At 51.8% G+C, this 12,843-nt stretch carries 12 protein-coding genes; 11 read left to right on the top strand and 1 reads right to left on the bottom strand.

Annotated elements, in window-relative coordinates:
• A partial coding sequence (locus tag DXB44_RS10815; protein ID WP_147366447.1) for a tetratricopeptide repeat protein occupies positions 1-302 on the top strand: 302 nt, incomplete at its 5' end.
• Between the two features lie 156 nt (positions 303-458).
• Here DXB44_RS10815 and DXB44_RS10810 read toward each other — a convergent pair.
• Positions 459-3,818, bottom strand: coding sequence for a S1 RNA-binding domain-containing protein (locus tag DXB44_RS10810; protein ID WP_118658727.1), 3,360 nt, complete (start codon positions 3,816-3,818; stop codon positions 459-461).
• A 373-nt stretch (positions 3,819-4,191) separates the two neighbouring features.
• Here DXB44_RS10810 and DXB44_RS10805 point away from each other — a divergent pair, with 373 nt between their 5' ends.
• From DXB44_RS10805 to DXB44_RS10770, 10 genes are all read left to right on the top strand, one after another.
• Positions 4,192-4,377, top strand: a complete 186-nt coding sequence (locus DXB44_RS10805) for a hypothetical protein (protein WP_118658726.1) — start codon at positions 4,192-4,194, stop codon at positions 4,375-4,377.
• On the top strand, positions 4,364-5,842 hold the full coding sequence (locus DXB44_RS10800; RefSeq protein ID WP_118658725.1) for a type IV secretory system conjugative DNA transfer family protein: 1,479 nt from the start codon (positions 4,364-4,366) through the stop codon (positions 5,840-5,842). Before DXB44_RS10805 ends, DXB44_RS10800 begins: the two co-directional genes overlap by 14 nt.
• Positions 5,843-5,857: 15 nt before the next feature.
• Complete coding sequence (locus DXB44_RS10795; protein WP_118658724.1) at positions 5,858-7,414, top strand: hypothetical protein; 1,557 nt, start codon at positions 5,858-5,860, stop codon at positions 7,412-7,414.
• On the top strand, positions 7,392-7,538 hold the full coding sequence (locus tag DXB44_RS14555) for a hypothetical protein (RefSeq protein ID WP_158581891.1): 147 nt from the start codon (positions 7,392-7,394) through the stop codon (positions 7,536-7,538). Before DXB44_RS10795 ends, DXB44_RS14555 begins: the two co-directional genes overlap by 23 nt.
• A 195-nt stretch (positions 7,539-7,733) precedes the next feature.
• A complete protein-coding gene (locus DXB44_RS10790) occupies positions 7,734-8,201 on the top strand; it encodes a hypothetical protein (protein WP_118658723.1) in 468 nt (155 codons plus the stop codon).
• A gap of 9 nt (positions 8,202-8,210) precedes the next feature.
• Positions 8,211-8,546 carry a hypothetical protein gene (locus DXB44_RS10785; RefSeq protein ID WP_097839752.1) on the top strand — a complete coding sequence of 112 codons (336 nt, stop codon included), beginning with the start codon at positions 8,211-8,213 and terminating at the stop codon, positions 8,544-8,546.
• 38 nt (positions 8,547-8,584) lie between these two features.
• On the top strand, positions 8,585-8,815 hold the full coding sequence (locus DXB44_RS14795) for a hypothetical protein (RefSeq protein ID WP_242990457.1): 231 nt from the start codon (positions 8,585-8,587) through the stop codon (positions 8,813-8,815).
• Positions 8,755-10,050: a 5'-nucleotidase C-terminal domain-containing protein gene (locus tag DXB44_RS10780; RefSeq protein ID WP_243111124.1), complete on the top strand. Its 1,296-nt coding sequence runs from the start codon at positions 8,755-8,757 to the stop codon at positions 10,048-10,050. The genes DXB44_RS14795 and DXB44_RS10780 overlap by 61 nt, the downstream gene beginning before the upstream one ends.
• A 48-nt stretch (positions 10,051-10,098) precedes the next feature.
• Positions 10,099-10,596 (top strand): hypothetical protein, encoded by a 498-nt coding sequence (locus DXB44_RS10775; RefSeq protein ID WP_118658722.1) that lies wholly within the window; start codon positions 10,099-10,101, stop codon positions 10,594-10,596.
• A gap of 641 nt (positions 10,597-11,237) precedes the next feature.
• Positions 11,238-12,257 carry a hypothetical protein gene (locus tag DXB44_RS10770; protein ID WP_118658721.1) on the top strand — a complete coding sequence of 340 codons (1,020 nt, stop codon included), beginning with the start codon at positions 11,238-11,240 and terminating at the stop codon, positions 12,255-12,257.
• The last annotated feature ends 586 nt before the right edge of the window (positions 12,258-12,843 follow it).

Raw genomic sequence — 12,843 nt, 5'->3', positions numbered from 1 at the left:
GCAGAGAACTCGCCGAGAAATCTCCCGATGCCTATCTGCCTAATCTGGCAATAGGCTGCAACAATCTGGCAAATCTTCTCTCTGACATTGGCTCATTCAAGGAGGCGGAAGAACTGTATCAGGAGGCATTAAAAATACGCTGGAATCTGGCCGAGGAAAATCCAAAAGTCTACCTGCCGAAGTTACAGCTGGTCTGCGACAATCTGACAGCCCTTCTGGAAAAAACAGGCCGCAGAGAAGAAGCAGACAGTCTGAGGCGCGAAGTGGCAGAATTTTACCAGAAGCAGCTTGCACAACAGTGATCCGCCCTGAAACGCAGAAGCAAACCAAAAATAGGCGTCCTGTCTGCTGAACAGGTTCACAAAAAGTAGACAACAGACAAAAAGCCTCCCTGTGCAGGATCATAAACCTGCACGGGGAGGCTTTGCTATGCCCGGAAAGCTGAGCTGAAAACGCGCTTATTTTATTATTTCATGCCGTTCCGGAACTTGTTTCATGGAGACCCGGAACTGCGTCTTCTGGGGGTCGATGTACGTCACGACCACCTTTACAACGTCGCCTTCCTGCACAAAGTCGTGGATATCGGACACATAGCAGTCGGCGATATCTGAGATGAACAGTGCTCCGTTCACAACAGTGCCCTTGTGGCGGACGCCGATCTCCACAAAGGCAGACTTGGCGATTATGCCGACGATCTTACCATAATAGACCTGCCCTTCCTCAAGGTCCTCAAACGGAATGATCCGAGCCGGTATGGAATCCGCCACAGGTGCGGCGGTCGGGCGCAGAAAATCGCTCCAGGTATCGACTGCGTCGTTCATGATAGCAGTCAGCGTGCGGCCAAGCATCCCGCTCTGGAAGCACTCCCTGCCGCACAAATAAACCCCGCGCGACCGGCACTTCATGGCATAGTTGCTCAGCACATAAGTCCCATTGGCAGCAAGGGTAAACATCGGCAGCGCAGGAGCTGCCAGAACCGCCTTGCTGTTCAGCCCGAAATGCTCCGCCTCATAGCGGATCTCATAAGCGACCATGTTCAGATAATTCAGATCCGGATCTGCAAACGCACCCTCGTTGCGGGCTTTTACGCTGATGAACAAAGACCGGTCTGCGCTGGTGCAGAGAACATCGATCTCATTCCGGATCTCGGAGCCTACCGAATGACGGAAGGAAAGGCCGTTTTCCACATCATCAAAGCCACAGTCCAGCAGAGCGGTATAATACACATAGGCTTCTGCCAGATTGCCGGCTTTTTCCATGATATGCCGCATTTCCTGGCTGGCAAGCCGGAACGTACAGGTTTTCGGGTCACTGTAGACAACATCATAGATCCCGCCCAATTCCGTGAGCCGCTGCAGGATCGTCTTATGCCCCTTGAGGTACGCCGGATTATCATCTGCCAGCGAAACCGTACAGCGGAGGCCGGATACCTGCAGGGTCTTATGGTTATAATTTAGGCTGAAGGTCATGGTCTGCGGATCAAATCCATCGCAGAGGGACTGCAGCGCCGCCTGGAACTGCGCAGCATCCGTGATGCCGGGCCGGACTGAAAAAAGGATCGTCCGTGCCGAACCATAGACCGAATCAAACGAGATATCCCGGATATACTGGAGCTGCACCATCTGCTGCAGCACCGGGAAGAGCTTTTGTGCCACAGCCTGCTGTGTCCGGATCGTGACTTCCCCGCCTTCTCCGGCAAAGGGGAAGGTATACGTCCGGTCATCCGGCAGAGCGATCCGTTTGTCAGGAAGCGTGTTCCAGTACATACTGTTCTGCAGGAAGAGATCCCACAGCGGCTGGTAAATGTTCTCCAGGCCTGTGATCCGGGAGGATTCCACGCCGATGGTGTCTGCGCCGTTGATGGAGAACATCTGCTCCACCGTAAAGCCCTGCTTCGGGAACGGGTACTCCAGTTCCTCTGCACGGGAAATATTCAAGAAGGTGCCACCGCAGTTGTAGAACACCCCGCAGCCCTGCGTATCCGCATACTCCATCGCGGCAGCTGTCAGGAGCGGATCCGCTCCACTGACATCAATGTACGCCGGAGCTGCCGAAAACAGCATGCTCATTTCATCGACAAGTGCCTTGCGCTCCAGCAGCGGAACAAACACGAGATCCTCGCGTTCCTCGTCTGCGGTGCCGCACAGTTCATTGGGTACAAAGATGGAGTATTCAAATTCCGTTTCCTGCAGGTAATGGGAAACATAGCGTTTCAGGTTTGCAAGCACTGTATCGATCTGAGCAAGCTCCATTGCGGTACGGGCAATCCCCACAAACGTGACCGCCGCAGGATCCATCTGCTGGATCGATGCAATGTTGTCCGTTGTTTTGGAGGAAAGCAGTTTAAGAACCACCGGACGGAACTGATGGGTCAGGGCATAAGGAATGCCCCGGCACAGGATCCGGTCCTGTTCCTTGTAATCCTTCCGGGAAACGTATTCAATGAGCGATCCCATCTCTGCCTGCAAATTATCTAGGATAGAGGTCAGCACCGCAGCGTGCACACCGTCATCGGCCCGGATCTGGTCATACAGTTTTTTCCACGACCGACGATAAAGGGAAATCGCGCTTCTTTTGTGGATCCGCAGTTCAGACACTGCAAGAGACAGCTGTTTGAACGACTCATATGCAGAAAGGGGAAAGCTTGCGTTGTCCGCGAGCAGATCCTGGATCGTTTTCAGCAGGCTGTCCACCGTGCCGGTGTGTGCTTCTGCATTTTCTCTGCATTTCTGATGGAGCAGCAGTGTCATCTGATCCAGCGGGTCGAGTCCGGGGTCGGATACCGTGCCGGATTCTGCCGCCTGCCAGATCTCCTCTGTGATAGAGGAAACTCCGGTGTGATCTACCGGCAGCAAGCAGGTATGCCACTTCTGCGCAGAACTGTGGGTGGTATTGCCGTCCCGGTAAATCAAGGTCTGATCCTGCAGCTGCCGGTATCCGGCAAAGATCTTGCTGAATACCCAGCGGTCGTGTTCCACCGATGCCAGCCGGTCGATGAGAGCCGGCTCCTTTGCGATGCGTGCAGAAAACTCTTTGGCCGCCTGCTTCAGGTCGCTGCAGGAAATGCCGCAGCAGAGGAGCTTTGCCTTGATGTGGATGGCTGCCTCCATGTTGGACACATAGGTATACTTATCATGGTAAAAATCGTGGAGCACGCTGTTGGCGGAATACCGGCTGTCCGCCGAGCGAATGTAGGAACTGTGGAGGTTAAGGCCGATTTTTTCCAGTTCCTCCGAAAACTCTGCCTCATCGGCATCGAAACCAAATGGAATCAGCTCGGCCTGTTCTGTGGACGGCATCGTCAGCCCAGGCTTCTTTTTTCTCTGCACATAGGCGATCAACACCGGCTCATTGCGTCCGCAGCTGCCAAACGCCCGTGCAAGCTCGGCATTTTTCTCATCGGTTCCGGTTGAAATGATGACATACCGATAATCGCTGTGTTCCCCGGCAAGCTGCTGCATTCCCTCTGCTGTCAGCTGTGCTTTCTCAAAAGAAAGCGTGCACCGGTTATCCTCCATCTCACTTTCAGAGACCCGCTTGTTCATGCAGGAGATTGCCGAAAAATGTGGCAGATAGGGTACCTTCTGAAGGAGCGTGTCCACGCACTGCGACGGGTTGGAACTTGCCAGCGTGATATGAAGCGCTGTGTCGAGAAGCTGCCCGTTCGTTGCGACTGTCGGCAGGATATCATCCAGGATCCGCTGGCCATAACCGATCAGAAGAACTTTCAGCTCTCCTGCGTCATCCCGGTAAGGATAAAGGGGATGACGGTCCAAAAAGCTGAAAAGTGATAGCCTGAACCCGGTAAAACTTTTCATATATCCAACTCCTTTTTACATTTTGAGATTCACTCCCTGAGTTTATGGTTTTATCATATCACACCTGCCGGACTGTAACAAGGAAAATCTCAATGTTCCCTGCATACAGTCCCGATGATCTTCCCTTTGAATTTTCCCCCTTGGCACACAAAACCCACTATTTGTTTTGTATCAGGATGAAAAAAGCCAGACCTTTCACGCCCAAGGAAAGGTTCGGCTTTTCTCTATGAGCCACTTTCATTCCCAACTTTCAGGTAAAATCTGTTTTTTTGCACCGGTGAAAGAAAACCATCTGATATCTTTATGCCAGACAAAAGAGACCAGACCGCACTGCAGCCTGGAGTTCTCAGGAAAAGGAAAGGAGAGTTCGACCATGAGCAACTGCAACCTCATCATGTTCCGGGCGAGCGGCAGAAGCGCTCCGGCAGACAGACAGGCGGAAGATCCCCGATCGGTCTCTGTTCAGGATAAGGTTTGCTTGTACGACAGGGTCATCCCATTCGGGGAGATTGCAACGCTTTTAAAAGCACGGGAGGATCAAGGCAATGGCAAAACGTAAGACCCGATCTTTGAACATCCCGGCAAAGTACCCGGACAGGGCCGACCGCATGATCCTGGGCGATGGTTGCATCTTCAGTACAGACTGCCGGAAAACCGGACTGAATAACAATATCCTTGTCGTGGGCGGCAGCGGCTCCGGCAAAACGGTTTCGATCGTGGAACCATTCCTTCTGGAATCCTTTTCGCGCTCGATCGTCTGTTCTGTTACAAAGCGCGGGATCGTGAACAAATTCATCCCGCTGCTGCAAAACCGGGGGTATAAGATTCTGGATCTTGATTTTGTCCATCCATCGCGTGGAAATGTCTGCTTTGATCCGCTGGACTATATCAACAGCTTTGCCGATATTTCGTTCCTGTCCCAGAGCATCATATCCGGAACAAGAAGAAACCATAATCCGGACCCCTATTGGGATGAATCGGCAGCTTCCCTTCTCAACGCTCTGATTGCCGAGACACTGATGCTGAAAGATGACCCGACATTTGCGGATGTACTGGAAACGATCGATTCCCTTTCCATTTCCTCACGCTATGATGAACTGGTCACAACCGATCTGGACGAAAAGTTCAAGTTTCTGGAATCAAAAGATCCGCTCAATTACGCTTCTTCCAACTGGCGGACTTTCAGCAATCTGCCTGTCAAAACAGCGGGCTGCGTGTTCAGCACGCTGCATTCCATTATAGATTCGACTTTTACCCCTGAACTGCGTGTGATGTTCCGGATGCGGAAAAGGCTCCGATTTGAGCAGCTGGCCAATGAAAAGACAGCGCTTTTTATCACATCCAGCCCCGTCAATCCCAGCATTAACAGTTTTATCAGCCTGTTCTATGCCCAACTGTTCAAGGAACTGTTCGATTACGCAGAAAACCAGCCGGACGGAAAACTGCCCGTTCCCGTCCACCTGATTGCAGATGATTTCGCTACCGGCTGTCCTGTTCCGCTATTTGACCAGTACATTTCGATCCTGCGTGAAAAGCAGATCTCAGTCACCCTTCTCATCCAGTCGGAAACGCAGCTGGCTTCTCTTTACGGAGATGGCCCGGCAACTACGATCAGAAACAATTGTGATACCTATGTCTACATGGGCAGTAACGACCTGGCAACCGCACAGAATATCAGTGTCCGCGCCAATGTTCCGCTGAAGGATATTCTGGAGATGCCCATTGGCAGCCAGATCCTGTTCCGGCACGGTTCCAAACCGCATTACGGACAGCGTTACAATACGTTTGCGAACGCGGAATATCAGAATGTCCTCCGGGAATACGAGAAACGTGTCGCAAAAGAATTCAGACTTCGGCAGAGAGTCCGTTCCGGGCAGAAAGCAAATCCGGAAAATGATGATGCAAACCGCCGGCACACTGCGTTTTTGCAGGAAATCTTCATCCGTGTTCCATCAGAAAAATCGTTCGTTGGCAGCGTTTCGGCCGAGGAGCCAGATCTGTTGGCACAGCTTTTTGAAGAATAAAAAAGGAGGATCCTTATGACAGGAATCAAACGATCAAGCAAACAAATCCTGCCGATGGTCATCGGTAGCACACTGGTCCTGGGTCTGATCTGGCTGAACACTTTCATTCATCAGAACAGTTTCAGCGACAGTTATGGAGATTTTTCGTTCCTCATAGAAATTATCCCGGCCATCAGCCTTGCAACCCTGTTAAATACACTTGTGATGTTCCGGCCAGCCGTGTGGCAGTCTACATACAGCACAGCGGACTGTGCGCAGGATGCGGCATGGGGCGCGATTGCCATGATGGCTCTGCTTTTTTGCGAGATTGGGGGCCAAGGCAACGTTTCCTTTTTCTCGTATTCCAGTGTCGTGCTCGGAAGCTTCACATTCCCCAAACGATATATCTACGATTTTTGGGTCATCATCTGGTTCCCGATCCAGGTAGATGCCATTCTGCGGGCGATGAAACATGAGGACTTCAGTCGAGATGCCCAGCAAAACGGTTTCACCTCGCTTTTTGTCATGACGCTTGAAGAACTTCTGTTTTTTCAGGCAATGCCGAATATCTGGCAGTTCGATCTTCTGCTCCTCAATACGTTCACACTGGCTGTTGCAGTGTGGAAATATGTACCAACCGAATATGCCGAAAAATCCATCCTGCATGTTGGGCTGTATGCAATTATCCGAACGCTATGCCTGCCCCTGCAGCTGAAGCTTCCGGTGGAGGGTGATACCATCTGTATGCTCTCCAGTAACTGGGAGACACTGAGAGTAGCGGTCCGTGAAATCGCAACGCATGCCGCGTTCTTTGGTACATCGGACTTTTTGAAAGTTTCTGCTGATGCACATTACTGGCTGGCAGACAATCGCACACCCGTGCTGCAGCTTCTGTACTATGGCGGCTGGGCTGCCGTGATCGGCCTGACTCTGGTTCTGGTTGGCTTCATCTGGGTGCTTGTAAAGCTGGTTGACTTCCGGAATGCCCGCGTCCATAAAGAATGGTCTGTATACGCTACCGCAGCAGGGATGCTTTCTTACCGTGCTGTGTGCGGGATGTTGTACGGTTTTGGCGCTCCCTGGCCGGTCACTCTGCCTTTTCTCGGCAGGAACAGCCTGCTGGATCTGTCGGTCTTTGCCCTCATACTGTGGGGTGCATGGGAGAACATCCAGATTTCCAGACACCAGCATCTGGAAGATACGTTCGTTCCAGCTGAAACACTTCTTGACGCAGGCGATCAGTTGCATTGTCAGGTCCACAATCCAGATGGCACCCCCTGCACTACGGACTATCTGTTTGACGAACCGGTTCTTGTTTCAGGCAAAGAAGGTGAGCTTTCGTGTACTGCCGATGAATACGCTCTGCCGGAAAAGTCATTCACAGTCTTTACAACGACAGTTGATTCCCGCACGATCCGGTTCATCCTGGAACACGAACCCGATGAATGGGTGCTCCCGGATTCGTCCACAAACGAACTTCAGCAACAGGTCCGACAGCGGTACAGTGCGTATCATGCCCCTGTTTCGATGGAAGGCGTACATACAGATGAATACATGGAGGAACCATACGATGAAGATCCTGAAACTGTTTAAAAAATATTTTTGCCTTACAGCCGTCAGCATTGCACTGCTTGGCCTGGTGCTTGCCGGGTGGAAATTCAGCCTTCAGGCGGCCAGACAGGCGCAGAAAGTGAATTCGATCAATGCGTGGATATAATTTGACACTGCATTGGAACAGATGTTGTCCGCCTGAAGCATCTTGTCGGTCTGCGAAATGTAAGTGTCACAAACCGGCTCTTATTTCAGTTCAGAAGTTACTTTCCGTATCCTGATACAGCGAGTTCGTTTTGGCCTCGGCGGCGCTGCCCGCAAAGGCGCGAGCGGCGGCTGGACGCTGGAAACGCTCCGGAACATGGCCTTGGAGCAGAACTTTGCCTGTGCCGTGGTCTTTCTGGGCGGCGGCAGCAGCATCGGGGAAATTCTGGAAAATGCAGATCTCTCCCAGTGCGGCTATGTGAAAGAGATCCCGGAAAGCCGATATGTCTCTGCCCCGGATGGCGGGTACGAACTTTACTGCATCGTCCCGGCCTACGGTGCCACGCTGGCCGTCAATGAATGGGTGTGCAATGAGGGCAACGGCTTTGTGGGCGAGACCGGGCAGGTGCTCTACCGCAGCGACGAGGCAGACCCCATCCTGCTTTTCTGCAATGTCAGTGATATCATCCCCAGCACCGAAGTCGTCATCACGACCCGGCAGGGAGATGTTCTGGACTGGAACCCCTGCCTTTCCCTTCAGGACGGCACGGTGAACACCCCGTGGAACCTCGGTGGCGGCGTATGGGACCTGACGAGATACGAAAAAGAGCCTTTTGAGGGTTGATGGTCTGCGTTGGCCCGGGGCGAAGACGGGCAGGCACTCAGCCTGAACCTGCTTTTTGAAAGGTCCGGCAACGAGCTTTATTACAGCTATGGCCCGGGCAACCGTGCGCCGATTGCAGAGTACAGCGGCAGCTGGCTGATTCTGGACGGCGAAGGCGGTGCATGGGATACGCCCCGGCAGATCAAATTTACCCTTTACAGCCGAACCGATGGCGCAGCAGATCTGTCAGGTATTTTCGAGGTCACGCGCCGGTCGGACGGTCGGCTGGAAGTGACCCATCTGGATGGCGACCCGCTTCTGTCCGGCCTGACTTCCGGAACGCTGCTTCTGGATCCTGAGAGCTGAGACAGTCTGAGTCGGATCCCGGACCATGGAGGAATGATATGATGAAACACACAAAAAAGATCACCATCCTGCACTCCAACGATATGCACGGCGATTTTCTGGCCGAACAGCTGGATGACAAACTGGTAGGCGGCGTGTCGATGCTTTCGGGCTATGTGGAAAAGGTGCGCAGCGAAGAAAAAATGTTCTCTATGCCATTGCAGGCGATATGTTCCGCGGCTCGGTCATCGATTCGGAATACAAGGGGCTTTCCACGATCGAGATCGTGAACGCCCTCGCCCCGGATATCGTCACCATCGGCAACCATGAGGTGGATTACGGTGTCGCGCATCTGCTTTTTATCGAAAAGCTGGCGCGATTCCCCATCATCAACGCCAACCTCTACATCAAGCACACCCAGACGCGGCTGTTCACGCCGTATAAGATTTTACAGATAGATGGGATGAACATCCTTTTCATCGGCATCATCACACAAGACGTGATCAACCAGACAAAATCCGAATCCCTCATCGGCTCCTTTGTAGATACGGCAGCCGCAGCGGTGGAGGTGGGCAAGATCTGCAACGCCCACAACAGCATCGACATTGATTTTACGGTCCTGCTCACTCACATCGGCTTTGAAGAGGATCGGCGGCTTGCCAGCCAGCTGGACCCGGCCTGGGGTGTGGACCTCATCATCGGCGGGCATTCCCACACCTTTTTGGAACAGGCATGGGAAGAAAACGGCATTGTAATTACACAGGCCGGGACCGGGACGGATCAGATTGGCCGGTTCGACATCGTAGTGGACACCGACAACAACTGCATCGACTCCTATACATGGAAGTCCGTTCCCATCATCGACAAAAACTGTCCTCGGAACCCGGTGATGGAACAGGTCATTGCACAATTCTCCTGTCAGGTAGATGAAAAGTATAATCACATCGTGGCGCGGTTCCGCCGGGAACTGACCCACCCGGAGCGCAATCAGGAAACGGAGCTGGGCGACCTGCTGGCCGATATCTTTACCCAGAGCCTTGGCGTGGATGTCATGCTGCTGGGTTCCGGCAGCATCCGGGCCGAAAGGCTGGGACCTGTTGTGACCTACAGAAACCTGACCGAGGCGTTCCCCTACGATGACGGCGTGTATCTGTTCAAGGTCACCGGCAGACAGCTGCGGCATATGCTGCGTTTTATGCTGCGGGAAGAATCTTTCGCGGGCCACACTGAGTTTTACCAGATCCCGGCAGCGCTCCGCCTGCGGTACAGCCGCAGCAACCATGATTTTGAGTCGCTGACCTACAAGGGTGAGGAAGTAACAGACGAGAGAATTTTCACCGTCGGGATGCAGAATTTCCACTTCCAAAACATCACCAGCTTCTTCGATGTCACTCGGGGGGGAATCGCCCGCCTGCAAAAGCCCCGTACCATTGCAACCTCCTGTCAGGATGTGCTTATAGAATACTTTCAGGAGTACGAGTGGCTGGATCACTGGCTGGATGGCCGGATCACCGTAACACCATAACAGGAAAGGGCGGATCCTATGAAACGATCCTTACGGAGGCAGTGGAAAATGGCATTTCTCGCTTCGCTGCTGGGAATAACACTTGCGATGCCGGGGTGCACCAGAACGCCCAAAGCATCTTCAGTTCCCATCACTGAGGTGCAGAAGATCAGCTTTTCGCAACAAGGGATGGCACGCGCTGCAATCACCAACCGGATCATCCACTGTACCGATCAAGGTGCAGAGATCGTGCTGGAACTCTGGGACGGTGAGGAGCCGGATTCTGTGTATCCTACAGATGCATCGGTCCTGCAAGAGGCCAGAGAACTTCTTGAGACCTACGATGTCGGCAGCTGGAACGGTTTCAAAGGCAGCAACCGTGCGGTGCTGGATGGTGAAAGCTTCGGTTTCTACGTTGAATTTACAGATGGCTCTACGATCTCGGCATATGGGACCAATTCGTTCCCACCGCATTATCGGGAAGTATACAGTGCCCTGTGGGATCTGACTGCTCCTGCGCAGGAAGCCTATGAACTGGAACACCCGGAGGAATCGTCCACTCTCTGAGTGCGAAGAATCGTGTTGAATCAGGAAAGGCGGCCTGCATCCAACGGATGCAGTTCACGGGTTTGGGTGTTCCCAACAAGTATTTTGCAACGCAAAATAAGCAGATGTATATACGTCTGCACTGCTTGCGGGTACTATGAAGCCTCTCAAACTGCCCTCCAATTTTGAAGATTATTTTGCAAGCCAGACCGTCCGTTTTCAAGTTTAACTTGAAGCGGACGGTTATTTTTGTGCAAAACGAAATGCACGCAGCTAAAGCAAGTTGCACGCAAAAGCGGAGGCGATACCTCCGGTTTTTTGTGTCTAAACCGGAGGTGCGACCTCCTGAAAATTCAACGAGATTTCTGCTATGATAAAAGCGATCCAGTGGTTAGCCGGAACTAAAGCTTCCGGTTTTTGCCCATAAAAGCCGAAAAAAGGCCTCAAAACCGGAACGAATACTTCCTGTTCAGTAGCCAAAGGATACTGTATACTTATTCCATGGACCTTGAAAACCGCATGACCGTCTGCATGGAATACCCGGCGAAGACCCCGCAAGGGTGAGCCGGAAAACGCCGCTGGAAAGGGGCAGGAACACCATGCAGAGAGAACGGCGTAAGAATAATGATATTCTATTTCATTTCAGAAAGGATGATTTGCCTATGACAAAACTGAGCCAACTCAAAATTGACCCGGAGTTCCAGCGTCAGATCAATCCTCCAACATTTGAAGAAAAACACCAACTGGAAATGAACATCCTCAAGGAAGAGCGTGTGCTGAATCCGATCATCACTTGGAACGGCTACATTGTTGACGGACACACGCGCTATCAAGTCCTTCAAAAATATCCATTTATTCCGTTTGAAGTCATCGAGAGAAAATTTTCTAACCGTTATGAAGCACTGGCATGGATCTGCAAGAATCAGCTGGGTCGGCGTAATCTGACCCCAGAGCAGAAAAAGTTCCTGATTGGAAAGCAGGCAGAAGCGGAAAAGCAAATCAAATCGTTTCACGGCAATCAGTACACCTTGGCACCCGAAAGTGGTCTGGTTCAAAATGAACCAAACCACCAAAAGCATGGTTCGCGTTCAAAAGTTGCAGCAGAGAATGGAACATCTGAAAGTTATGTTTACCGTGCAGAACAATTTGCAAAAGGTGTGGAAGCGGCGGAGGAAGCAGTACCCGGTGTGCAAGAAGAAATCCTGAGCGGAAAGATTCGTGCAACTGACCGTGAAATTTCCTCGATTGCAAAGATTCCAAAGAAAAAGCGTCCCGAAGTTGTGGCAGAGTTGCGTAAGCCTAAAGCCGAACGGAATTCCAGTATCACGGATTCTTATTCTTCGCCTTCAAAGGACAATGAGCTTATAACGACCTTCAAGCGAGACATTCAGGGGCATAAGAAAGGACTCAACAAGGAAGAAAAACAGAATCTCAAGGATGTCGTCAAGAGTATCTATTCGCCTCGCCGTTTGGCAGATGGCGAAGCCATGATGTGTGAGATTCAGGGCGCACAGGAGGATTTTGTGCGGCGGTGGGAAATGTGTTTTCGTGAATACCCCGATATTCTTACCGAACCAAAGAACAATGAGAAACTGCTGGTGCTTATCGACCGCGCCAGCCGGTATCTTCAGACCGTAAAAGACCGCTTGAACAGTGATGGAAACCATCAATCTCAATGCTAACGCTGACTTCTCCGAAGATCACTGCCTGCACATTTATCAGGGCAAGATTCGCCCGGAGTAACTCAAAATCCCATTTGGGCTTTTCATACCGGGCATCTTGATGGGGATTCTGCTCCCCATGCCCTCATACAGAACCGTCCGTTTCTGATGGTTGGCTTGATGAAAATTCATCTCGCAGCCACAATGCTCCCGCCTCGTGGGTGGATGAAATTTTGAAAATTTCAAAAAATTGTATATGAAACTGCCCTTGCGGATTCCTATTTGTGAGACAGCAAAAAATCTGTAAAGATTTTGAAAGTACCTTGCGAAACGGGCTTTCTCCAATTCTAAGATTGAAAACCAGTGTTCCTTGACAACAGAATCGTCGGCTGCAAGCCAATATAACTTTCCGGTGAAGTGCCGCCAGGACAAGAGCGCACCAAGGAAAGCCAGAACGCCGGAGTGAATCGGGCAGGAATAGCTTGCGGAGAGACCGACAGCAAAAAACCGGACAAGCAGACAGCAGGGATTCGCAAATCTCTGTTGAATGGTTGTTCGGTGCAGGGTGTGGGATGCAGTCCCACACGTCCCCGATGATGCCCTGCAT

The organism is Faecalibacterium sp. OM04-11BH (assembly GCF_003482185.1).
GTDB lineage: Bacteria > Bacillota > Clostridia > Oscillospirales > Ruminococcaceae > Faecalibacterium > Faecalibacterium tardum.
This window is presented reverse-complemented; position numbering and strand designations above follow the sequence as displayed.

What these genes read in the sequence shown, in the direction of transcription:
- DXB44_RS10810 (WP_118658727.1), bottom strand. Translation starts at nt 3,818, where the DNA reads ATGAAAAGTTTTACCGGGTTCAGGCTATCACTTTTCAGCTTTTTGGAC.
- DXB44_RS10805 (WP_118658726.1), top strand. Translation starts at nt 4,192, where the DNA reads ATGAGCAACTGCAACCTCATCATGTTCCGGGCGAGCGGCAGAAGCGCT.
- DXB44_RS10800 (WP_118658725.1), top strand. Translation starts at nt 4,364, where the DNA reads ATGGCAAAACGTAAGACCCGATCTTTGAACATCCCGGCAAAGTACCCG.
- DXB44_RS10795 (WP_118658724.1), top strand. Translation starts at nt 5,858, where the DNA reads ATGACAGGAATCAAACGATCAAGCAAACAAATCCTGCCGATGGTCATC.
- DXB44_RS14555 (WP_158581891.1), top strand. Translation starts at nt 7,392, where the DNA reads ATGAAGATCCTGAAACTGTTTAAAAAATATTTTTGCCTTACAGCCGTC.
- DXB44_RS10790 (WP_118658723.1), top strand. Translation starts at nt 7,734, where the DNA reads ATGGCCTTGGAGCAGAACTTTGCCTGTGCCGTGGTCTTTCTGGGCGGC.
- DXB44_RS14795 (WP_242990457.1), top strand. Translation starts at nt 8,585, where the DNA reads ATGATGAAACACACAAAAAAGATCACCATCCTGCACTCCAACGATATG.
- DXB44_RS10780 (WP_243111124.1), top strand. Translation starts at nt 8,755, where the DNA reads ATGTTCCGCGGCTCGGTCATCGATTCGGAATACAAGGGGCTTTCCACG.
- DXB44_RS10775 (WP_118658722.1), top strand. Translation starts at nt 10,099, where the DNA reads ATGGCATTTCTCGCTTCGCTGCTGGGAATAACACTTGCGATGCCGGGG.
- DXB44_RS10770 (WP_118658721.1), top strand. Translation starts at nt 11,238, where the DNA reads ATGACAAAACTGAGCCAACTCAAAATTGACCCGGAGTTCCAGCGTCAG.